Source organism: Pelomonas sp. V22 (genome assembly GCF_030014915.1).
In the GTDB taxonomy this organism is placed as follows: domain Bacteria; phylum Pseudomonadota; class Gammaproteobacteria; order Burkholderiales; family Burkholderiaceae_C; genus JAUASW01.
In genome coordinates, this window is record NZ_JAGIXS010000001.1 from 923,311 (window position 1) to 944,720 (window position 21,410).

General features: G+C 66.1%; 19 protein-coding genes. 5 read left to right on the forward strand and 14 right to left on the reverse strand.

The annotated features are described in order from the left end of the window. Positions 1-79 precede the first annotated feature (79 nt). Both J7U46_RS04205 and J7U46_RS04210 read left to right on the forward strand, forming a co-directional pair. Entirely contained in the window at positions 80-1,012 is a 933-nt protein-coding gene (locus J7U46_RS04205) for an acyl-CoA desaturase (protein WP_282823578.1), read from the forward strand. Beyond that, complete coding sequence (locus tag J7U46_RS04210) at positions 1,012-2,037, forward strand: SRPBCC domain-containing protein (protein ID WP_282823579.1); 1,026 nt, start codon at positions 1,012-1,014, stop codon at positions 2,035-2,037. Before J7U46_RS04205 ends, J7U46_RS04210 begins: the two co-directional genes overlap by 1 nt. 9 nt (positions 2,038-2,046) lie before the next feature. Here J7U46_RS04210 and J7U46_RS04215 read toward each other — a convergent pair whose 3' ends face one another. Beyond that, positions 2,047-2,481 (reverse strand): hypothetical protein, encoded by a 435-nt coding sequence (locus J7U46_RS04215; RefSeq protein ID WP_282823580.1) that lies wholly within the window; start codon positions 2,479-2,481, stop codon positions 2,047-2,049. A 121-nt stretch (positions 2,482-2,602) separates the two neighbouring features. Here J7U46_RS04215 and J7U46_RS04220 point away from each other — a divergent pair, with 121 nt between their 5' ends. Together J7U46_RS04220 and udk are read left to right on the forward strand one after the other, a co-directional pair. Next, positions 2,603-3,580: an MBL fold metallo-hydrolase gene (locus J7U46_RS04220; protein WP_282823581.1), complete on the forward strand. Its 978-nt coding sequence runs from the start codon at positions 2,603-2,605 to the stop codon at positions 3,578-3,580. Positions 3,581-3,681: 101 nt separating this feature from the next. Next, positions 3,682-4,314 carry a uridine kinase gene (gene udk, locus J7U46_RS04225; RefSeq protein WP_282823582.1) on the forward strand — a complete coding sequence of 211 codons (633 nt, stop codon included), beginning with the start codon at positions 3,682-3,684 and terminating at the stop codon, positions 4,312-4,314. A 60-nt stretch (positions 4,315-4,374) separates the two neighbouring features. Here the strand turns inward: udk and J7U46_RS04230 are convergent, their stop codons facing one another. Further along, a complete protein-coding gene (locus J7U46_RS04230; protein WP_282823583.1) occupies positions 4,375-6,528 on the reverse strand; it encodes a carboxy terminal-processing peptidase in 2,154 nt (717 codons plus the stop codon). Between the two features lie 237 nt (positions 6,529-6,765). On the opposite strand from J7U46_RS04230, the gene J7U46_RS04235 reads away from it, so the two are divergent. Further along, positions 6,766-7,248 (forward strand): GreA/GreB family elongation factor, encoded by a 483-nt coding sequence (locus J7U46_RS04235; protein WP_282824964.1) that lies wholly within the window; start codon positions 6,766-6,768, stop codon positions 7,246-7,248. A 47-nt stretch (positions 7,249-7,295) separates the two neighbouring features. Here J7U46_RS04235 and J7U46_RS04240 read toward each other — a convergent pair whose 3' ends face one another. The 12 genes from J7U46_RS04240 to J7U46_RS04295 form a co-directional block, all read right to left on the reverse strand. After that, complete coding sequence (locus J7U46_RS04240; protein ID WP_282823584.1) at positions 7,296-7,736, reverse strand: hypothetical protein; 441 nt, start codon at positions 7,734-7,736, stop codon at positions 7,296-7,298. A 173-nt stretch (positions 7,737-7,909) separates the two neighbouring features. Beyond that, positions 7,910-8,974: an alkene reductase gene (locus tag J7U46_RS04245; RefSeq protein WP_282823585.1), complete on the reverse strand. Its 1,065-nt coding sequence runs from the start codon at positions 8,972-8,974 to the stop codon at positions 7,910-7,912. Positions 8,975-9,342: 368 nt separating this feature from the next. Then, positions 9,343-9,714, reverse strand: a complete 372-nt coding sequence (locus J7U46_RS04250) for a hypothetical protein (protein WP_282823586.1) — start codon at positions 9,712-9,714, stop codon at positions 9,343-9,345. 405 nt (positions 9,715-10,119) lie between these two features. Beyond that, positions 10,120-11,583 (reverse strand): hypothetical protein, encoded by a 1,464-nt coding sequence (locus tag J7U46_RS04255; protein ID WP_282823587.1) that lies wholly within the window; start codon positions 11,581-11,583, stop codon positions 10,120-10,122. Further along, positions 11,580-13,568, reverse strand: a complete 1,989-nt coding sequence (locus J7U46_RS04260) for a hypothetical protein (RefSeq protein ID WP_282823588.1) — start codon at positions 13,566-13,568, stop codon at positions 11,580-11,582. The genes J7U46_RS04255 and J7U46_RS04260 overlap by 4 nt, the downstream gene beginning before the upstream one ends. Beyond that, positions 13,549-14,538: a hypothetical protein gene (locus tag J7U46_RS04265; protein WP_282823589.1), complete on the reverse strand. Its 990-nt coding sequence runs from the start codon at positions 14,536-14,538 to the stop codon at positions 13,549-13,551. Before J7U46_RS04265 ends, J7U46_RS04260 begins: the two co-directional genes overlap by 20 nt. Continuing rightward, positions 14,535-15,419, reverse strand: coding sequence for a DUF58 domain-containing protein (locus tag J7U46_RS04270; RefSeq protein WP_282823590.1), 885 nt, complete (start codon positions 15,417-15,419; stop codon positions 14,535-14,537). The genes J7U46_RS04265 and J7U46_RS04270 overlap by 4 nt, the downstream gene beginning before the upstream one ends. Before the next feature lie 5 nt (positions 15,420-15,424). Further along, a complete protein-coding gene (locus J7U46_RS04275) occupies positions 15,425-16,420 on the reverse strand; it encodes a MoxR family ATPase (RefSeq protein WP_282824966.1) in 996 nt (331 codons plus the stop codon). Between the two features lie 10 nt (positions 16,421-16,430). Further along, complete coding sequence (locus J7U46_RS04280; protein WP_282823591.1) at positions 16,431-17,054, reverse strand: DUF4159 domain-containing protein; 624 nt, start codon at positions 17,052-17,054, stop codon at positions 16,431-16,433. Positions 17,055-17,074: 20 nt separating this feature from the next. Further along, a complete protein-coding gene (locus J7U46_RS04285; RefSeq protein ID WP_282823592.1) occupies positions 17,075-18,406 on the reverse strand; it encodes a TldD/PmbA family protein in 1,332 nt (443 codons plus the stop codon). Positions 18,407-18,413: 7 nt separating this feature from the next. After that, positions 18,414-20,051 (reverse strand): TldD/PmbA family protein, encoded by a 1,638-nt coding sequence (locus J7U46_RS04290; protein WP_282823593.1) that lies wholly within the window; start codon positions 20,049-20,051, stop codon positions 18,414-18,416. Positions 20,052-20,071: 20 nt separating this feature from the next. Further along, on the reverse strand, positions 20,072-21,409 hold the full coding sequence (locus tag J7U46_RS04295; RefSeq protein ID WP_282823594.1) for a TldD/PmbA family protein: 1,338 nt from the start codon (positions 21,407-21,409) through the stop codon (positions 20,072-20,074). Position 21,410 lies beyond the last annotated feature (1 nt).

Genomic DNA, 21,410 nt, shown 5'->3' on the forward strand with positions numbered 1-21,410 from the left:
CCCGACCCAACAAGTCAGGCTGCGAACCCTGGTGCCATTCGACCCGACCCCGCTTCCCCAGAGCCTACAAACGCACCGCGTGCATGCCGCCACCCTCGGTGCCGTCACGGCCGGCGAAGTTCGCTTCGCGCCGCTGAAGGCCTTGTGGTTCATCGGCATGGCGTCATCCGCCGGCATCGGTGGTGCACTGTTCTTCAGCTGGAACGCCCTGCTGCTGTTCTTGGTCGCCACGGGCACAGTGCTGCTGTTCGGGCACTCGCTTGGCAGCCATCGCAAGCTGATTCACAACAGCTTCCAATGCCCGCGCTGGCTGGAGTACCTGCTGGTCTATCTGGGTGTGCAGGTCGGCTTGGCCGGGCCCTTGGGCCTGCTGCGCCAGCACGAGCTGCGCGACTACGCGCAGCGCTTGACCCACTGCCACGACTACCTGCGCCACGGCCGCTCGTTCTGGGTCGATGCCTGGTGGCAGCTGTGCTGTGAGATACGGCTGGACCATCCACCAGACATCGAGATCGAGACCCGCATCGCCAACGATCGCTTCTACCGCTTCATCGAACGCACTTGGATGGCTCAGCAAGTGCCGGTGGCTTTGATCTTCTACCTTTGCGGCGGCTGGGCCTGGGTCTTCTGGGGCGTCTGCGCTCGCATCACGGCCGGCGTCTTCGGCCATTGGCTGATCGGCTACTTCGCCCACAACCACGGGGCCATGCATCACGAGGTGCGCGGCGCGGCGGTGCAAGGCCGCAACGTCCGCTTTACGTCCCTGCTGACAATGGGCGAGTGCTGGCACAACAACCACCATGCCTTCCCCGGCTCGGCACGGCTGGGGCTCTACGCGGGTGAATGGGATCCGGGCTGGTTGGCACTCCTTGCACTGCAGCGTGTGGGTTTGGTAGGCATGCTGCGCCTGCCGGCCGACCTTCCGGCACGCCCCGAGTTGGTGGTCCTCGCACCGGCTAGCGCGGCAGGCGATCCTCCCATCAAGCTTGAACCCACCGAGATATCGGCGTGATGAACTGCCCAACAGACAGCCCTGAACAGCCCCCAGCAGGATCCGGTGAGCCCGCCGGACTGCCGCCACGCACCCTGCCGTTTGCGAAATGGTGGCCCTTCCTGAGCGGCGCCCTGCTGGGCATAGTCCTGCGGCTGATCTTCTCCGGCAATGCAGGCAATGCCTTCACGGCGATGGATACGGCCTTCATCTACTTCGTGCCGGTGGCCGTTGGCGGGCTCGCGGTCTATGTCGCAGAGACCAGGCAGCGGCGCTCCTGGCGCTACTACCTCTGGGCACCAGTGCTGGCCAACTCGCTCTTCGTGCTGGGCACCCTGCTGATACTGATCGAAGGCGCCATCTGCGCGATCATCGTCCTGCCTCTGTTCGGCCTCCTGGGCGCGGCGGGCGGCCTGATCATGGGCATCGCCTGCCGGCTGACCATGAGCCCACGAGGTGTGGCGCTCAGCCTGTCCGCCTTGCCCTTGCTGTTGGGCGGCCTGCCTGCCCCGCTACCCAATCCAGCGCGCATCCAGGTGATTGAGCGGACCGTGCAGATCGAGGCCCCGCCCGAGCGAATCTGGCAAGAGCTGCACGGCACGCGGGACATCCGCCCCGATGAGGTCGAGCATGCCTGGATGTATCGCATCGGCGTGCCCTTGCCGCTGGCCGGCGTCACCGAAACCTCGCCCGAAGGCAGGGTTCGCAAAGTCACGATGGGCAAGGCCATCCACTTCGAACAGGTCGCCGCCGAATGGGAACAGGACCGCCACGTGCGCTGGACTTACCGCTTCCAGAAGGACTCGATCCCGCCGGGAGCGCTGGACGATCACGTGACGATTGGCGGCCACTACTTCGACCTGATCGACACGGCCTACACCCTGACCCCCAAGGCAGGACAGACGACCGAGCTGCGCATACAGATGCGCTACCGCGTCAGCACCCAGTTCAACTGGTACGCCGATGGCGTGGCCCGGCTGCTGATCGGCAATTTCGAAGACGTGATCCTGCAGTTTTACCGCCGCCGCGCCATGCGGCAGGCCTGAGCGGAGGCGTCAGCCGTTTGCGGCCGGCACAAACTCCACATCAGCAATCCAGTTCCGCTGGCGGCGTGCGAGCCGGTCGCCCACACCTTCACCGTCGAAGTCCGCCGTGCCTCGCGCCAGTCGCGCCGGGTCCAGCCCTTCCATCGCGTTGATGCTGACCACGGCATACAGCCGGCCCTCGATCTCGCTGGTCACCAGCGGCACCACGCCGCAGACCGCGCAGACATGGAACTCGGCCGTCTTGGTGCCGAACGCATAGCGGCTGACCGCCGCTGGGTCTCGCACCCGCACCTTCAGCGCGCCGGTGGCGCAGGCCGTCCAGACGCCGCCATGCTTCAGGCAGAAGCTGCAGCCGCAGGCACGGGCCGGGATCTGCGTGGGCTCGGGTGTCCAGAGCAGTTCGAAATGGATGTTGCCGCAGTGGCATCGACCGGGGATGAGCATGGGCGGATTCTGACGGCTGGGCGACGGCTGCGCTATCGAAGGCTTCAGGGCTTGCGATGGGGCGGGCACGAGCAGCTTGCGGGTAAGCTCCGCGCACCCCCCGACAGCCCTGGAGCCCTGCATGCGAGGCGTGATCATTGCGATAGCCCTTTTCCTCGGCATTGCCGTCCCCGGCAGCTTCGCGGCTGCTGCCGCCGCACCCGCGCAGGTCCAGGCCCTGAAGATCACCATCCTCTCGACAATGGTGGCCGACTACGGCACGCGGGGCGAATGGGGCTTCTCGGCCCTGGTGGAGGCCGATGGGCGCAAGCTGCTCGTTGACACCGGGCTGGCTCCCGGCACCGTGCTCGAGAACGCGAAGGCGCTGGGGATTGATCTCTCCGACGTGAAGGAGGTGGTGCTCACGCACAACCATGACGACCACACCGGCGGCCTGCTCTCGCTGCGGGAAGCGCTCCGGGCCAAGAACCCACGAGCGATGAGCCGTGTGCATCTGGCCTCGGCCGCCTTCGCCAGCCGTCCGCATTCAGGTGCGGAGTCCAACTACCTGCTGCAGCATCGCGCCGAGATGGAGAAGCTCGGCATCCAGTTCATCGCGCATGACGAGCCCGTGGAGCTCCTCCCGGGCCTGTGGTTCAGCGGCCCGGTGCCGCGCAAGTTTCCCGAACGCAACTGGTCCGGCAGCGGCAAGCTGGTGTTGCACGGCGAGACGATGGAGGACACGATTCCCGAGGACTCCGCCATTGCGATCAACACGGCCAAGGGCACGGTGCTGCTGTCCGGCTGCGGGCACGCGGGCGTCGTCAACACCATGGCGTACTCGCAAGAGCGCGTGGTGCCCGGCCGCCCCATCGTGGCGCTTGTCGGCGGCTTCCACCTCTTTCAGCTGAAGGATGAACGGCTCGAATGGACGGGCCGGCAGATGCAGGCCTTCGGCGTGAAATGGCTGCTGGGTGCCCATTGCACGGGCTTCGAGGCGGTGTACCGCCTGCGCCAGCAGCTGCGCTTGCCCCGAGAGGCCGCGCTGGTGGCAGCCATCGGCTCGCGCTACAGCCTGAAGGACGGCATCACGCCAGATGAATCGGGGCTGACACGCTGAGCCGGCGGCAGGCGCCGGGCTCGCTGGTGACCTGCCTCTAGAGGGGTCGCCCAGGATGTTTGGTCAAATAGCGGCTTTCCAGCCCGCCGTACGACCTCTTCATGCCCAAGACCTCTCACAAGCCTTTCGTCATCGGTGTCGCAGGGGGCAGCGGCAGCGGCAAATCGACCGTCACGCGCCAGGTGCTGGCCGCCATCGGCGCGGAGAACGTGGCCGTGGTGATGCAGGACGACTACTACAACGACCAGTCCCACATGGAGCCGGAAGACCGTCGCAAGCAGAACTACGACCATCCCGATGCCTTCGACTGGCCGCTGATGACGCAGCACCTGGCCGCGCTGCGCAAGGGCGAGGCCATCGAGATGCCGGTGTACGACTTCGCGGCCGACAACCGCTCCAGCAAGACCATCACCGTGAAGCCCGCGCCGGTGATCGTGGTCGAGGGCCTGTTCGCCCTGTACGACACCAGGATGCGCAACATGATGTCCCTGAAGATCTATGTGGACACGGCCTCGGACGTGCGCTTCATCCGCCGGCTGCAGCGCGACATGTCGGAGCGTGGCCGCAGCGCCGAGTCGGTGATGAACCAGTACCTGGAAACCGTGCGTCCCATGCACAAGCAGTTCATCGAGCCGACCAAGCGCAACGCCGACGTGATCCTGCCGCACGGCGCCAACGGGCCGGCGGTGGACATCATCACGACCAAGGTGATGAGCTTGTTGCAGCCGAAGTAGCGGCCCTGAGCCTTGGCGCGCCGGTAGGGACGTTCGGAGACCTCGAGGACCGTAGACCGGCTATTGCTTCTTGGGCTCGGCGGGCAGTGACGTGAGCACGACGGGGCGGGTCGACAGGGCGCTCGCTTCCATCTGAGACTTGCCCTCCTTCAAGGCAGCGCTGTCCGACAGGATGCTGACCGCCTCATTCAGGAGCACGTCGACGACGGACTTCTGCGTCTTCTCGATGGCCAGGTCCTTGCTGAGCTTGCGCTCGTTGAACTGCAAGCCATCGTCCGCCAGCACGCCAGCCGCTCCGCTGCCGCCAGCGCCCAGGATGGCGCTCAGTCGAGCCTCTGCATCGGCGCGCTCCTTGCGCCGCTTCGCTTCGTTGAGCGAAATCACATTGCTCTTGCGACGCTCCTGGGCCTTGGCAAGATCGCCCAGGAGGCCCTGGTATTCCCGGTCGCGTTGCACCCGGCTCTCGTGCCACGCCAGCAGGCGCGGAACCTGGGCGGTGACCAGACCCACAGGCACGTAGTCCACCGCCTGGATGCGGGTCCACGGCAAGGCGTTGCCATAGCTCGATTCGCCGAGCGAGGCCTCGTCGCCGCTGGCCAAAAGACTGATGTCCGGTGTCACGCCGCGCAATTGCGTCGTGCCCCCGTTCACCCGGAAGAACTGCGCGATGGTCAGCTTCAATTCGCCATACACGGGGCTCGCATTCTTGGCGATCTGGTCGAGGTCTGCCACGGTCTGGACCGTCCCCTTGCCGAAGCTGGGTTCGCCGATGATGAGGCCCCGGCCGTAGTCCTGAATCGCGGCCGCGAAGATTTCTGACGCTGAAGCCGAGGACCTGTTGATCAGCACGCCCATCGGCCCGTCCCAGGCCACGCCGGTATTGACGTTCCTTTCGACGCTGATCTCGCCGCGGGCATTGCGGGTCTGGACCACCGGCACCTTGCCGACGAACAGGCCGGTCAGGCCAACGGCCTCCCGCAGCGAGCCGCCGCCGTTGTTGCGCAGGTCGATCAGCACAGCCTCCACCTTCTGGGCCTTCATGTCGGCCAGCAACTGCGCCACGTCACGCCCGGCGCTGCGGTAGTTCTTGTCACCCTTGCGCAGCCCGTCCACATCCTCGTAGAACGATGGCAGGGTGATCACGCCGATCAAGCGCTTGCCTTCACCCGTCGCCACCGAATAGACCTTGCCCTTGGCCGCGCTGTCCTGCATCGTGATGGTCTTGCGGACCAGGACCACGGTCTTCATCGGCGCATCAGGCCCCTGGTCGGCGGGCAGGACATCCAGACGCACCGTCGAACCCACGGCGCCACGCACCAGCGCGACCGTGTCGTCCAGGCGCCAGCCGACCACATCTTCCGGGGGGCGGTTCTCACCTTGTGCGACGCCCACGATGCGGTCGCCCACCTGCAGCTTCCCAGACAGGAGGGCGGGCCCGCCGGCCACCAATTCCCGGATGGTGGCGTAGCCGTCGATATCGGTCAGGACGGCGCCAATGCCCGCCAGGGACAGGCGCATCGAGATGTCGAAGTTTTCTGCGGCGCGCGGGCCCAGGTAGTTGGTGTGGGGCTCGATCGCCGTCGTGTAGGCATTCATGAACGCCTGGAAGGCGTCGGTGGCCTTGATCTTGCCGATGCGCTTCTCGGCGCTGTCGTAGCGCTTGTCGAGCACCTTGGCGATGGCCGCATCGTCCTGCCCGGCGAGCTTGAGCCGCAACCAATCGTTCTTCACGCGCTTGCGCCACAGGTCCAGCGATTCCGCCTCGGTCGCGGGCCAGGGCTGGTCCTTGCGGTCCATCATCAGCGTTTCATCGCCGCTGAAATCGAAGCCCTTGGGCAGCAGGCTGCGGGCATAGGCCATGCGCTCGACGGCCCGGCGTTCGTACAGATTGAAAATCTCGAAGGGCACCCGCAAGTCCCCGCCCAGGATCGCGTCGTCCAGCCGGCTCTTATCGACAGCCAGGCGGTCGACGTCCGATTGCAGGAAGTAGAGCTTCTCGGGGTCCAGCGCCTTCAAATACTGGTCGAACATCTTGTTCGACAAGGCATCATCAAGCGGGACGGCCTTGTAATGAAAGCGAGAAAGCAGCTCTGCAGCCAGCCGGGCCGCCTTCGCATCCTGCGCCGCCGGCTGCAGCGGCGGCGGGTAAGCAACCCCCGAGTCCGCCGCAACAACCGCAGTTGTTGCGAAAGCCAGAGCCAGCAAGAACCCCATCAGCTTTTGTTTCAATCTCACTCACTCCACCACGGTTGAACCGAAGAACTCAAGGTCGATGCCATCCCGGGTCGCTGGTCTGGTCGTTTGCACTGCCAGGACCTGAGCGCCGGTTGGTTGGTCCTCGAAGGATACCGACTGACCGGATACTGCCACGAGTCACGGATGCTGACGTTCGTGACGGGCACCTCGACAATCAAGTGCTCTGCTTTCTTGCAGCCCTCCCCACTTCTCATCATGGATAAATTCTTGCTGCAGCAACAGGTGCTGGAACGGCTCGCCGAAGACCTGCTGCATGTCGAACGCGCAGCCCGCGCGGCGCATGAAACGGCGACTCACGAGGAGAACATCGCCGAGAACAAGTACGACACGCTGGGGCTCGAAGCTGCTTACCTGGCCACCGGGCAGGCCCGTCGCGCCGAGGCCATCCGCCAGGCGATGGCCAACTGGCGCCAATTCCGCCCCAGCCCCTACGACGCCAGCAGAGGCATTCAGCTCGGCGCGCTGGTCTGCCTGGTGGACCTAGACGGCAAGCAGCAGCATCTTTTCCTCGGCCTGGATGGGGGCAGCATGAGCTTGGTGATCGAGGATCAGCTTGTGCAGGTCATCAGCAGCGAAGCCCCATTGGCCAGGGCCCTGCTGGGCAAGTGTGAAGGCGACGAGGTGTCGATACAGATCGCTTCCGTCAGGCAGCAGTTCGAAGTGCTGCGGGTTCATTGAGCCGCAAGCATCGACACCCACACGCGAAGGACTGGGGGGGCGGCCGCTCAGACCTTGGCGAGGAAAGCCGCCGCGTCACCGGCTTCACACGGCCAATCCGCGAACACGGCAACCAGCTTGCATTCCACGCAGTGGCAAGCGATGTAGTACCAGCGCACGTCATGGGTGCCCTGGTGCACGGAGACGCCGGACATCAGCTCGAACACCTCGTTCTCGCACAGGCATTCGTGCGTCTCGGGCGCGGCTCCTTCAACATGCTCTGCACTGTCGCCCATCAGGTGTTCCTGCCCGCAGTCGGTGCAGGTGCGGATGGCCACACCGGCCTCTTCATCGGTCTGCAGCGCAAAGGTCCGGCAACCACAATCGCATTTGGACGCGGCAAACCGGGTGGCCTCATGGCGATTCTCAATGCTGTAGCTGCGCAGTTCGGCTTGGGTGTCGCCGGACGTCGTCCCGTACCAGAACTCGCCCTTCTTCGTCAGTGCCATTGATGCTGCTCCATTTCCCAAGGGGGTGGCTCGGCGGGCCTGACATCAGGCTTGCCCCGCTCGTCAGGGCGCAGAACTTTCGGTAAACGCCATCGATTCACAACTTCGCAAGACCGAAGCGCAGAGCCATGCGCAGACAGTGGCTCGCTGCTTCGATCTTCTGGGGCGGTGATTTACGCGGCCTGCAGTGTCGGGTAGTCCGTGTAGCCCTTGGCACCACCGGTGTAGAACGTGTTGGAGTCAGGTGCGTTCAGCGGTGCCTTGGCCTTGATGCGTGCAGGCAGGTCTGGGTTGGCAAGGAAGGCTGTGCCAAAGGCCACCGCGTCGAGCTTGCCTGCGGCAATGGCAGCCTCGGCTTCATCAGGGCTGTAGCCCATGTTGCCTACCAGCACGCCCTTGTACTTCTCACGCGCTACCGGCATGACATCGGCCTTCTGCACGCCGAAGAAGTCGGCTCGCATCACGTGCAGGTAGGCCAGCTTGTAGGCATTGAGCTTGTCGGCCAGGAAGCCGATGAGGGCCACCGGGTCGCTGTCCTTCATGCTGTTGTAGCTGTTGAGCGGCGACAGGCGCAAACCCACACGCTCGGCACCGATGGCCTCGGTCACGGCGGTGAGGACTTCGAAGAGCAAGCGCGCGCGGTTTTCCAGCGAACCGCCATAGGCGTCGCTGCGCTGGTTGGGCGTGTCGCGCAGGAACTGGTCGATCAGGTAGCCGTTGGCGCCGTGCACTTCCACGCCATCAAAGCCGGCGGCGATGGCGTTGCGTGCGCCTTGGGCAAACGCGGCCACGATGCCAGGAATCTCTTCGGCGGCGAGGGGACGCGGCACCGCGTGCGGCACCTTGCCTTGGGGCGTGTGGATCTCGCCCTCGATGGCGGTGGCGCTGCTGGAGACGATGGGCGCGCCATCGGCGGCGCCCGGGTAGGCTGCGCGGCCAGCGTGCCATATCTGCATGAAGATGCGTCCGCCCTTGGCATGCACCGCGTCGGTCACCTGCTTCCAGGCTGCAATCTGCGCGTCGTTGTAGATGCCAGGCTCATTGACGAAGGCCGATGTCCCGGGCGCCACCATGGTGCATTCGGTAATCAGCAGGCCCCCGGTGGCACGCTGGCTGTAGTACTCGGCCATCAGCGCGTTGGGCATGTGGCCAGCGTCGGCACGGGTGCGGGTCAGCGGTGCCAGGAGGATGCGGTTAGGCAGGGTCAGGGGGCCAACTTGAATCGGATTGAACAGCATGGTGATGAGAGGCGTGGTTGCTTGAACAGAAAACAGGGTTGACGGTAACAGCTTCCAAATACTCGGACTTTGCCAGGGTCACTGAAGACAGATCAGGGCCGCGCGCGGGGCCCGGCCCATGTGGCGAAAGCACGTACCGCGCTGATGGAGGTGAAGCTCCGGGCGACAAGCCCGCCACTCAGACCGACTCTCGCAGCATCAGAAGGTCTCGCGAGGCCCGGCCGTTTCTGCGACATCGCGGCGCTCAGAGACGCTCTGCCGTCGTGACGGCATGTCAAATTTCAGACAGATGTGAGGCGGCCTGACAAGCCGGCATTGCAGGCCCGCTCAATTCCTCGCCGAACCCGTGGCGAATTTCGCCTCCAGCGTCAGCCTTGCTCGGGAGAGAAATACAGGGTCTTGCCGCACTGCGGGCAGAAGTGCTCGCGATGAAAGGTTCGATTCATCAGCGCGCGCACTTGGACCCGGTTGCCTCCGCAAGCGAAGCAGCTCAGGCGGCCCGACTGCGCATGCTTGGGATAGGTCTTGCAGTACCACTGGTAGTTCATGGTCTGGAAACGGCTGATCTGGCGCCACTGGGTGACCAGGACCAGCAGGCCGATCACCATGAACGGCACGCTAATCATGAGGTCGTCGAGCCGTCCATCGCCGGATAGAACGCGGAGCGAATAGACCAGGCCGCCCAAAATGAACGCACCACAGAAAACAGCCAGAAAGATCTTTTGAAGGGTGTATTTCATTGCAGGCAATTTCTTTCGGTTACAGCGCAGGTGCGCTTGATTTCATTGAGAAGCAAGAGCGAAGGGCCACCATGGCCCGAAACAGGCGGTGATTGCTCGGCGGCACCATCAGCCGACCGGGCCGGCGCAGCGAAGTTCGACCCGCACCATTTCGTCATAACGTGCGTGGCACGCTGGGAATGGAGTGGCGGGTGGCCGTTCATTTTGGTCGGCACCATGCCGACCGATGAACAAAAGGATGCCGGAGGCGTGACACATTTGCCTTGCCGAAGCGACGAACGCCCCTCATTCAGCGACCGGCATGGCGCTGGCGCGACAAGACCTGCATCAACGCAGCGGGCATCTCGCCGCCGGGCGAGGGCAATGTGAGTTGTCCGACGCCGGCCCTTCTGATTCACCCGCCCATCACCGCCGCTCGCGCCACCACAGCGCCAGCGCCCCAAGGCCGAACAGCAGCGCAAACAGCCACGCAGGCACTGGCACGGCCGCGGCAGTTGAATGCGCCGCCGCAAGCGCCGCGGCCGCTGCCAACGCCTCCGCCCCCTCGCGCTTGATCCCCCGCTGCCATTGCGGCCAAGCGTCCTGGCTGAAGACATACATCCGCGCCGACGCAAGCTTGCCATCCGCCGGCGCAATCACCATCCATCCCGCAGCACGCGGCCACAGCGCCGCGCAGGCATCGTCGGCCCGATCCGCACGCCGCTGCAGTTGCAGCCGTACCTTGTCAGCGGGCACCTCCGCCGTCAGCTCACCCGCCCCACCGCGCAGGCAAACCACCGCACGATCGCCCACCAATGGCATGGCATCCGGGAACACCCATTGCGCCTCGCGCTGCTGCCGCAAGCCGGCCTGGTCAAGCACGGTCTGCCACCAACTGCCGAGCAACTGCGGCGCGTTGATCGCGTGGCGGTGCCAGTCGCTGAGGCCGAGCCAGACGATGCGGCCCCGCTGCCAGGGGCGATGCCACAGCCAGGGCTTGTCGCTCGCGTTGGCGCTCCAGGCGCTGCGCGCATTGGATGAAGGCCGCAGCGCAACCGTCGATAGCTCCAAGCCCGGCAAAGGCTGCAGAACGGCAGGTTCCTGCGGTGAGAGCGGCAGCAGCAGCTCACGGCTCCACACGCCGGCATCGCGGGCGTTGCCGGCCAGCACAACCAGCGGCACGCCCTGCCCCACTTGCGCCAGCAAGGCTTGGCGCGCACTGGTGGCGAGGCTCTCGAAGTGGGCCGCGTCGATGACGATCAGTTCGGGCACGGCCATGGTGCTGCGCGGGGTTTCGGCGCGGGTGACGGTCTTGCCCAGGGTCAGTTGCCAATCGAGATTGGCATTGCTGGTCAGCAGCAGCTGGTTGAGCGCCTGCGCGTCGAAGGACGGTGCGCCGAAGCGGCCCTGGACCTGCAGCGGCACACTTTCCCGCACGTCCAGTGGCACGGGACCCTGCTCCAACGGCTTGCCGGCAGCATCGAGCACGCGGGCCTGCAGCACCATGGCTTCAGCCACCGGCGGCAGCCAGCTCACGCTCGCCTCAGCGCCGCTGGCGCTGGTCTGCGCAAGCAGGCTGCCGTTTTCGTCGAGCAGTTGCAGGCGCCAGCTGGCGAGCGGCTGGCTGCGCTTGAGCGTCAAGCTGAACGTGCGGCCCAGGGCCAGCTGGCGCGGGAAGTCGAGCTGGATGCTGGGTTCGCTAGCAGGCGCTCGCGCGGATGCCTGCGCGCGTTCGCCTGGCACGGTCGGATCGGCGACCAACAAGGCGAGGCCCGCCGCCGCGAGCAAGACCAGTGCGGCTTTGACCCATTGGCGCGAGCGCAGGTAGAGCCCGGCACTCGCTAGGCCGATCAGCGCCACCACGATTGCCAGCAGCAGGGGCCCGCTCATGGCACACGCCTTTGCTGCCAGGCCTTGCTGAAGGGCGTGGCCGTGGCCGGCTCGGCCTGCAGGCGCACGCCGGCTTCGGTGATGCCGCTGCGCAGCCAGGCGCGCAACGCGGGACGGCAGGTGCCGCAGCCGTCCATCACGTCCTGCAGCGCACGCTGGGCGGCCAGGCGGTCTTCGTCGGTGCGGATGCGTTCGCGTATCCAGTCCTGCGCGATGCGGCTCCACAAGGCCGGCAAGGCGGCCTGCTCGCTGTCCAGCGCGGACATCAATTCGCGCAGCGGCGCCGGCACGGTCTCAGGTGCCGCGCCCTGCTCGCGGCGGTAGGGTGCCGTGCCCACGGCATCGCCGCTCATGCGTTTTTCTTCCTTGATGGGCGGTGGCGCGAAGGCCGTGCGGTGCAGGTAGATGCGGTCGGCCTGCTGCAGTTGCTTGATCGCCTCCAGCGCCTTGTATTCGTGCGGCAGGGCCGGCTGCGGAGAAACAGCGCGCAGCTGCTTCTCGGCGTCCCACATGGCCGAGAGCGCGCGTCGCAGGGTCTTCTTGGTGGCCTCATCGAACAGCGTCGCGTTCTCGGCCTGGTCATGCGCGTGGCCGAAGCGGTGCAGGATGTCCTGCTTCTCATCACCACCATGTTGGCCCCCATGCTCATCGCCATGGTCATCGCCAAACAGGCTGGACTCCTCGCCGAGGAACTGGCCATAGCGCAGGCGCAGGCGCGACTGGTCGGCCGCGATTGCTTCGCTGCGTGCGCGCAGCTGGCCGGGCGGAAAGCGCGGGTTGGCCTTCAGCTCGGCGAGCAATTGCTCGGTGTCGATGATGATCTGGCGCTGGCTGCGCAGGTTCTCGGGCTTGGCCAGCATGGGCAGGGCCGAGCTCTCGGTCTCGGCCGCTTGCAGGCCCGGCAGCCGCAAGGTGTAGGTGGGCGAGCTGACGATGTGCGGGCGCGGCGCGGCGTTGTCGGCCACGCGCACGAAGAAGTAGAGCTCGTCGCCCGGTTCCATGCCGAGCTCGGACAGCAGCCAGGTCTTGTCCCAGCGGCGCTGGCGCGGGTCGCTGGACTGCGGCAGTGGCATCTCGCGGTCACTGAAGCGGATGTTCTCGCCACTGCCACGCGCCAGCGTCAAGTGCAGGCTGGCGCGGTCGATCCTGTAGTCATCGCTGACGGTCACGGCGATGCGGGCCGAGCGTGCCTCGCGGGCCAGCACCTGGATCAGCTCATCGGGTGATTCGATGGTGATGCGCGGCGCCAGGTCGGGCGTGACCAGCACCGTGTAGCGCTGCCCTTGCCAGCGCCAGAACATGGCCTCGTTGGCCTGCCAGCTCGCGCAGCGTGGTGAGAGTGGCAGTCGGCTGCCGTCGCTCAGCTCGATGAACGCGGCTTCTGCGGGCCCGGTCTTCAGGCACCAGCGGATCTCGCTGTGCTCGGGCACCTGCAAGGCCTTGGGCGCGGTCTCGTAGGCGGCAATGCCGGTGTAGGCCGGCGGCGTGACCTGCAGCATCAACTCGTTGGCGGCCGCCGCCGCAGCTGGCATCGCCTGCGGTGCAAGACCGGACGAACGAGCCGGCCACAGCCACAGCACCGCCGCTGCGGCGAAGCTCAGCGCCAACCAGCGCCAATCGAAGCGAGCCTGCACGCTGGCGATGCGACGCAGCGCCTCGGCATCGACCGCCTGCGCGAGCCGGCCCAAGAGGCGCTGCTGCTGCAAGCGGGCCAGCGGTGACTCTGCTTGCTGCAGCAAGGCACTGCTGTCTTCCAGCGCCGGCACGGCAGCGTCCAGCCAGCGCGGCCACTGTCTCGCCGCCTGTTGGCGCAGGCGCCAGAAATCGAAGGCCAGCACCAGCACGGCGACCAGCAAGCCCGGCCATGAGCGCAAGAGCAGCCAGGGCAGCAGCAGCGCCAGCCACCAGGGCCAACGCCGCAACGTCAGCGCGCGCAAGAGGCGCGGCTGCAGGGCCGGGTAGGCGTCAGCGGCGGCGGCGGACATGCGCGAGCCCCCTTTCCAGCGCGAACAGCAGGGCCAGCAGCGGCGCGAGCCAGGCGTGCAGCGCGCCAATGGGCAGCAGAGCCGGCGTGGCGCCCGCTGCAGCCGCCAGCGTCATCGTGGGTGCGGCATAGGCTTCGGGCGCATGCGCGAGTGCCTGCCAGCGCTGGTAGAGCGAGCGCGCGGCAGTGATGTCCTGCAGGGCCGCTGCATCCACGGCCAGCACGGCGGCGCGCGCGCCCTCTTTCGTCTTCAAGGCACTGCGTTCGGTGGCCCACCACAGCGGCGCCTGCCAGCGTGCGTCGGGGGCTTCGGGCTTGTCCCAGACGATCAGCTCGGTCCTTTCGTTCGGTGCTTCGTCGATCAGGTAGCGATCCCGCCCCTGGCCTGCGCTCTCATAGGCCTTGAACAAAGCGCGCCATTCGGCGGCACGCTCACTGGCGATGACGATACGGCGCTCTCGCTTCTCGGCGGGCAGCGGGACGAGCTGCACACGCAGCGCCAGTGGGTGGGCGAACTTCGGCGCTTCGATGGCCATGGGCACGGCATCGCCACGGGCCAGCAGCAGCCAGCGGGCCTCGGCCTGCCATTCGCGCTCGTGCGCAGCCAGCCAGGCGAGCGCATCGCCCTCGGGCAGCTCGAGGCGCCGCGCGTCCTGCATGCCGGCCTCCTTGATCTGCGCCTCGACCCAGGCCGAATCGGTGCCGCGGGTCACCAGGACGGTATCGCCTCGCCAAGCAAAGGCTACCTCGGCCAGCCACGCAATCACGCCAATCAGCAGCAGGCAGCGGATGAGCAGCAGCAGGCGCTCGACCCAGACCCACACGCGCTGCTGCTGCGGCGGCGCCTTGGGCAAGAAGCGAGCGGTGGCGAGCAGCTCGGCCTTCAATCGCTGGCGCTTCTCGCGGTGCCACCAGATCGGCAGCAGCAAGACGGGCAAAGCCCACCACCAAGCAACAAAGGCCGAACTCATGCCCGCCCCGCCAATTGCAGCCAACTGCGCAGCACCGAGCCCACGGCTTGCTCAATCGAAGCCGTGAGCAGCGGCATGTCGTGCTGCCGGCACTGGGTCTTCACCGCCTCGAAATGAGCACCGCGCGCCGCGCGATAGGCCGCCTTTGCCTCGGCGTCGAAGCGATGCAGGCCTTCCGCCTGCTCGGGGTCGCGGTAGGCGCCACCACTGGCGAAACTGGCTTCTTCCTCGGCCTGCGTGGAGAGGCTCAGCAAGCGCACGTCATGCGAGAGGTGGCGCAGCCGCAAGAGCGCTTCGGACAACGGCGAGGGCCAATCGAGGAAATCGCTGACCGCGAAGATCAGGCTCGGCGAGCGCGCGAAGTGCAGGTGGGCGCGCAGCGTGGGCTCATCAGGCAAGCCACCGCCCGCCTCCACCCGGCTCAGCTGCGCCAGCACCTTGTGCAGCTGGCGCGGCCCGCGCGAGGCCGGCGTGAAGGTCACGCGGTCCTGGCCCGCGAGGATCAGGCCGAAGGCATCGCCCTGGCGCTGGGCCACGGCCGCGATGCAGCCAAGCACGGTGCGCGCGAACCAGAGCTTGGTGAGGCCCTCGATGCTGCGGCTCGGCTCGGCCATGGAGGCGCTGGTGTCAAGCAAGAGCCAGATCGCCACATGGCTGTCGCGCTCAGCTTCGCGCACGTAGTAGCGGTCCACGCGGGCCAGCAGCTTCCAGTCCACGCGCCGCCATTCATCGCCCGGCACATAGGCCCGGTACTCGGAAAACTCGACGCCTGCGCCGCGCTCGCGGCCCGCATGCAGGCCATGGCCCAGCCCCGCCAGCACATGGCGGATGACCAGGTCCAGATCGGCCGTCTGGGCCAGCAGCGACGCGGTCGCCAGCATGCCCGTCAGTCCACTTTGATGTCGTTGCGCAGCGCCGCCAGGATCTCGGCAATCGCCACTCCATCGGCCTCGGCCTCGAAGTTGCGCAGCACGCGGTGCGCCAGCACCGGCAGGAGCATGGCGGCGATGTCTTCGCGCGTGACGGCCAGGCGGCCGTGCATCAACGCTCGCGCCTTGGAGGCCAGCACCAGGGCCTGGCCGGCGCGCGGGCCGGCGCCCCAGCCCACATGCTTCTTGACGCTCGCGACCGTGCTCTCCTGCGGCCGCGTCGCACGTACCAGGCGGGTGGCATAGCGCAAGAGGTGCTCGCCGATCTCGATGTCGCGCACCAGCTGCTGCAGGCGCAACAGCGTGGCTACGTCCATCGCGGGCACGGCATCGGCGAGGCCCGCATGCGTGGTGCGCGAGACCATCTGCATCTCTTCGTCTTCGCTCGGGTAGCCGACGTCAATTCGCAAGAGGAAGCGATCCAGCTGCGCCTCGGGCAGCGGATAGGTGCCGGCCTGCTCGATCGGGTTCTGGGTGGCGAGCACGAAGAACGGCTGCGGCAAGCGGTGCGTCTGGCCAGCGAAGGTGACCGAGCGCTCCTGCATCGCTTCGAGCAGGGCCGATTGCGTCTTGGGCGGTGCGCGGTTGATTTCGTCGGCCAGCAAGACCTGCGTGAACACCGGGCCGCGCTGGAACTTGAAGACGCGCTGATGCGTGCTCTGGTCTTCTTCCAGGATCTCGGTACCGACGATGTCGGACGGCATCAGGTCGGGCGTGAACTGCACGCGACGGAACTGCATGTCGGTGGCCTGCGCCAGCGACTTCACCAGCAGGGTCTTGCCGAGGCCGGGCACGCCCTCCACCAGCGCATGGCCGCCGGCGATCAGGCAGATCACCAGCGACTCGATCACCTCGGCCTGGCCGATGATGACGCGCGACATGCTGGCGCTCAGTTCCTTCAGCTTGACGGTGAGCGAGGCAACCTCGGCTTCGCTCCAATCCTTCGCATCGATCTCAGACACTTCAAGCTCCCAACGCGTATTGAATGATGTTGACGGCAAAGCGCGTGTTGTCGATGGCCAGCCAGCGCTTGTTGCGGAAGTCGTAGTCCCACTCGCAGCCGTAGTCCTTGTTGCTGTAGAGCAGGCGGATGCGGCCGTTGATCTCCACGGCCTTCAGGTAGTCGTGCACCAGGTCGTCGCCCCAGCCATTCAGCTCCACGCCGGTGTTGGGCGGGCCGTCGAACTTGAAGAAGCTGGAATAGATCGGGTGCTTGTTGCTGATCTTGCGCAAGGCGTTGCCGCCAAACATGCGCGCCACCTCGGCCTCGAAGGACTTGGCAAACAGGCCGTCGATGTCGTGGTTGCAGTCGTCAACGAACAGGAAGCCGCCGCCCTTCACATAGCGCTCGAAGTTCTTGCGCTCGGCCGGCGTGAACTGCACCAGCTTGTGCCCAGCCAGGTAGCAGAACGGCGCTTCCAGCATCTTGGGGTCGGACAGCGCCACCACACGCTCGACCGGATCGACCCGCAGCGTCGTGTACTCGACCAGCGAGTTCAGCACATTGCTGGGCATGCGGATGTCGACATCCCAGTCGCCGGACTCATAAATCAGGCGGGTGAAATAGAAATCGAACGAACCCGCCATGCCCTCTGCTCAGCGCTCTCTCAGACTGCGTCGGACAGCGAGGTGAAGTTGAAGTCCCGGACCTTCATTGCCGGCACCACCGCACGCCGGCCGCCGCCCATCACCTGCGTGCGGCCCAGCTCGTCGATGTTGTTGAGCATCGTGACGGGGCTCTCGTTGAAGCGGAAGTTCTTGATCGGGTACAGGATCTTGCCGTTCTCGATGTAGAAGGTGCCGTCGCGCGTGAGGCCGGTCACCAGCACCGACTGCGGATCGACCGAGCGGATGTACCAGGTGCGCGTGACCAGCACGCCCTTCTTGGTCGAGGCGATCAGCTCCGCGAGTGACTTCGTGCCGCCGGCCATGATCACATTGCCGTTGCGCCCCGGTGCCTTGATGCCCTTCTTCTCGGCCCAGAACGGCGAGTATTCGAGCGACTCGATCTTGCCGTTCTTGATGATGCTCTGGCGCTCGCGCGCCTGCATCGATCCGCTGTCCCAGGGGCGCACCGGGGCGTCCTTGTCCCAGGGGTCGGCCCAGACATTGACCTGCTCGTCGAACAGCTTTTCGCCGAGGCGCGTTCCGCCGCCCTTCTTGGCCAGGAAGCTGCGTCCCTCCTCGGCCTGGCGCGCATCGAAGGCGCCGAACATGAAGCTCAGGATGTCGCTCGAAGCGGCCGGCTCCAGGATCACCGTGTAGCGGCCCGGCTCCAGCGCCTTAGCATCGACCGAGCGCAAGGCCTTCTCGATGGCGACGCTGGACGCTTCGCGCGGGTCGAACAGGCTCACGTCGTTGGCGCTGCGCGTGACCCAGCCGGAACCCCGGCCGTCTTCGGTGCGCGTGGTCACCGTGAACTCGACATTGGTCGACTCCTGATAACCGAACACGCCCTTGGAATTGGCGATCGCCTCGAAGCCCGAGCTGTCGATGAAGAAGCCGGCCGCCTGCAGCTTGCTCTTCCGGCTCTCCTCGATGCTGTGGGCTGCCACCTGCGCGCGGAACTCGGGGTCGATGGCGGCCGTGGTCTTGGCAAAGGTGGCCGAGGCCTTGAAGGCCTGCGGCCCCACGGCCGAGGTGAACTCGGGGTTCTCGGGCGCGAGGCGGGCCACGTCTTCGGCGCGGCGCACCAGTTTCTCCAGCGACTTGTCGTCGAACTCGTTCAGCGAGGCCGAGCCCTGGCGCTTGCCGAAGGAGACGCTGACGTTGATCTGCGTGTCTTCGTTCAAACCGGCTGTCGAGACGCTGTTCTGCGCGTACCGGATGTTGCCGGTGCGGCTGCCCTGGATGGTGACGCGGCACTCATCGGCCTTGGAGTAGCCCAGCACCTTGTCGCAGATGAGCTTGGCTTGTTCCTGCATGATCTTTGCTTTCATGGCTTGATTACCCAATCTTGCGAGCGGTGTTGATGACATTGATGCCGTTGAAACGGGCGGTGCTGGAGCCGTGCGACACGGCGCTGACCTGGCTGGGCTGGCCCTTGCCGTCGAAGAAGGAACCGCCCATGCGCCAGTCGCGCTGGTCGCAGATGGCGCTGCAGGCGTTCCAGAACTCCTGCGTGTTGGCCTGGTAGGCCACGTCTTCGATGGGGCCCACGATCTTGCCGTTCCTGATCTCGTAGAACAGCTGGCCGCCGAACTGGAAGTTGTAGCGCTGCTGGTCGATGGAATAGGAGCCGCGGCCCAGGATGTAGATGCCCTTCTTGACGTCCTTGACCATCTCGTCGGGCGTGAGCGGCTCGGTGCCAGCGGCCAGCGAGACATTGGGCATGCGCTGGAACTGCACGCTGTTCCAGCTGTCGGCGTAGGAGCAGCCATGCGAGGCGCTCTCGCCGATGATGTGGGCCTGGTCGCGCGTGGCCTGGTAGTTCACCAGCACGCCGTCCTTGATGATGTCCCAGCGCTTGCAGGCCACGCCTTCGTCGTCGTAGCCCACGGCGCCGAGCGAACCCGGCGTGGTCTTGTCGGCAAAGAAGTTGACGCGCTCCGCGCCGAACTTGAACTGCTTGGTGCGCCACTTGTCGAGCGTGGCAAAGCTGGTGCCGGCGTAGTTGGCCTCATAGCCCAGCACGCGGTCCAGCTCGGTCGGGTGGCCCACCGACTCGTGGATGGTCAGGAACAAATGATCGGGGCTCAGCACCAGGTCGTACTTGCCGGGCTCCACCGACTTGGCCGTGAGCTTGTCCCGGGCCTGGCGGCCGCAGGCGCGCGCCTCTTCGGCGAGATCGATGCAGTTGCGGTACAGCGTGGTCACGCCGCCGGCGGCCTGGATGCGGTCGGCCGGCTTCGCTTCGAAATACTCGAAGCCCATGCCCACCGGCGAGGCCAGGCTCTCGCGGGTGCGGAACTTGCCGGTGGCCTTGTCCACGGCCGTGGCCGTCATCGGCGACCAGAGGCGGTGGATGTCCTGGTCGATGTAGGAGCCGTCGGTCGAGGCGAAATACTTCTGCTGGTTGATCTGGAACAGCGAGGACTGCATGAAGCTCGCGCCCGCATCCAGGCCCGCCCGGTTGGCCGCGATCAGCATGTCGGCCTTGTCCTTGATCGGCACGGCACGCCAGTCCTTCAAGACCGGCGTGGCCCAGGCCACCTCGCCCACGCCCTTGACCGGCGCGAGCTGCAGCGGCTCGCTCTGCAGCTTGGCATTGGCCTTGGCAATCGCCACGGCCTGGCGCGCCGTGCCGGCCACGGCATCGGGCGAGAGGTCGTTGGTCGAGGCAAAGCCATAGGCCCCGCCGGCGATCACCCGCACGCCCACGCCGAGCGACTCGGTGTTGACGATGTTTTCCACGCGGGTGTCGCGTGTGGTGACGAACTGGTTCAGGTAGCGGCCTATGCGCACATCGCAGTAGCTGGCGCCGGCCTGCGTGGCGGCATTGAGCGCCACGTCGGCCAGCGTCTTCTTCAGCGCCGGCGCGACGGGCTTCAGCAGCTCCTCGGCCGCAATCGCGCGGCCCATCACCGGCACCAGCAAGGTTCCGGCCGCAAGGCCGGACAGGTTCAGAAAACGACGCCTCTCCATACAACTCCTAGGGATTGGGCTCAGACCGCGTCAGAGAGGCTGGTGAAGTTGAAGTCACGCACCTTCATCGCCGGAATCATCATCTGGTAGGGCACCTCGTCGCCACCGATGATCACGGGCTTGCCGATCTCCTCGATGTTGTTGAGCATGGTGACCGGGCTCTCGTTGAAGCGGAAGTTCTTGATCGGGTGCTTGATCTTGCCGTTCTCGATGTAGAAGGTGCCGTCGCGCGTGAGGCCGGTCAGCAGCACGGTCTGCGGGTCCACCAGGCGGATGTACCAGGTGCGCGTCACCAGCACGCCCTTCTTGGTATTGGCAATCAGCTCGGCCGTGCTCTTCTTGCTGCCGGCCATGATCATGTTGCCGTGGCCTGCAGTGGGCTTCACGCCCTGCTTCTTGGCCCAGAACAGCGAATAGTCCAGCGCATTGACGCGGCCGTTCTTGATCACGTCGGTGCGCTCGCGGGCCAGCATCGAGCCGCCGTCCCAGGGCAGCACGCCCACGTCCTTGTCCCAGGGGTCGGCCCAGATGTTGACCTGCTCGTCGAAGAGCTTGTCGCCCCGGCGGTTGCCGCCGCCCTTCTTGGAGAGGAAGCTGCGGCCTTCGTCGGCCTGGCGCGCATCGAAGCCGCCGAGCATGAAGCCGATCAGCTCCGAGGTGGCGGCCGGCTCCAGGATGACCGTGTAGCGGCCCGGCTCCAGCGCCTTGGCCTCGACCGAGCGGATGGCCTTTTCAATCGCCACCTCGGCCGCCTCGCGCGGGTCGAACTGCGCGGCATCGCCGGCCGTGCGCTTGACCCAGCCCGAGCCGCGGCCGTCTTCGGTGCGCACGGTGCAGGTGAAGTCGAGGCCGGTGCTCAGCTGATGGCCGTAGACGCCGTTGGAATTGGCAACCGTCGAGAAAGCCGTCTGGTCGGTGAAAAAGCCGGCCGTGGTGAGGCCCTTCTTGCGGCAGGCCTCGATGGTGTAGGCCGCCGCTTGCGCGCGGTAGCCGGCATCGATGTCGGCCGTACGCTGGCTGAAGGTGGGCGTCGCCTTGTAGGCCTGCTTGGCCACGGCCGGCATGAACTCGGGGTTCTCGGGCGCCAGGCGCGCCAGGTCCTCGGCGCGGCGCACCACTTTCTCGAGCGACTTGTCGTCCAGCTCATTGATCGTGGCCACGCCCTGCTTCTTGCCGAAGGCGACGGACACCACCAACTGCGTGTCTTCCACCAGGCCGGCGGTGGACACGGCGTTGCGGGCAAAGCGCACATTGCCGGTGCGGCTGCCGTTCAGGTTGACCGTGCACTCATCGGCCTTGGACAGCGCCAGGATCTTGTCGCACAGGCGCTTGGTTTCATCGGGGCTCAGGAGCTTCATC

Coding starts and splice junctions, on each gene's coding strand:
- J7U46_RS04210 (WP_282823579.1), top strand. CDS start 1,012: ATGAACTGCCCAACAGACAGCCCTGAACAGCCCCCAGCAGGATCCGGT.
- J7U46_RS04215 (WP_282823580.1), bottom strand. CDS start 2,481: ATGCTCATCCCCGGTCGATGCCACTGCGGCAACATCCATTTCGAACTG.
- J7U46_RS04220 (WP_282823581.1), top strand. CDS start 2,603: ATGCGAGGCGTGATCATTGCGATAGCCCTTTTCCTCGGCATTGCCGTC.
- udk (WP_282823582.1), top strand. CDS start 3,682: ATGCCCAAGACCTCTCACAAGCCTTTCGTCATCGGTGTCGCAGGGGGC.
- J7U46_RS04230 (WP_282823583.1), bottom strand. CDS start 6,528: ATGGGGTTCTTGCTGGCTCTGGCTTTCGCAACAACTGCGGTTGTTGCG.
- J7U46_RS04235 (WP_282824964.1), top strand. CDS start 6,766: ATGGATAAATTCTTGCTGCAGCAACAGGTGCTGGAACGGCTCGCCGAA.
- J7U46_RS04240 (WP_282823584.1), bottom strand. CDS start 7,736: ATGGCACTGACGAAGAAGGGCGAGTTCTGGTACGGGACGACGTCCGGC.
- J7U46_RS04245 (WP_282823585.1), bottom strand. CDS start 8,974: ATGCTGTTCAATCCGATTCAAGTTGGCCCCCTGACCCTGCCTAACCGC.
- J7U46_RS04250 (WP_282823586.1), bottom strand. CDS start 9,714: ATGAAATACACCCTTCAAAAGATCTTTCTGGCTGTTTTCTGTGGTGCG.
- J7U46_RS04255 (WP_282823587.1), bottom strand. CDS start 11,583: ATGAGCGGGCCCCTGCTGCTGGCAATCGTGGTGGCGCTGATCGGCCTA.
- J7U46_RS04260 (WP_282823588.1), bottom strand. CDS start 13,568: ATGTCCGCCGCCGCCGCTGACGCCTACCCGGCCCTGCAGCCGCGCCTC.
- J7U46_RS04265 (WP_282823589.1), bottom strand. CDS start 14,538: ATGAGTTCGGCCTTTGTTGCTTGGTGGTGGGCTTTGCCCGTCTTGCTG.
- J7U46_RS04270 (WP_282823590.1), bottom strand. CDS start 15,419: ATGCTGGCGACCGCGTCGCTGCTGGCCCAGACGGCCGATCTGGACCTG.
- J7U46_RS04280 (WP_282823591.1), bottom strand. CDS start 17,054: ATGGCGGGTTCGTTCGATTTCTATTTCACCCGCCTGATTTATGAGTCC.
- J7U46_RS04285 (WP_282823592.1), bottom strand. CDS start 18,406: ATGAAAGCAAAGATCATGCAGGAACAAGCCAAGCTCATCTGCGACAAG.
- J7U46_RS04290 (WP_282823593.1), bottom strand. CDS start 20,051: ATGGAGAGGCGTCGTTTTCTGAACCTGTCCGGCCTTGCGGCCGGAACC.
- J7U46_RS04295 (WP_282823594.1), bottom strand. CDS start 21,409: ATGAAGCTCCTGAGCCCCGATGAAACCAAGCGCCTGTGCGACAAGATC.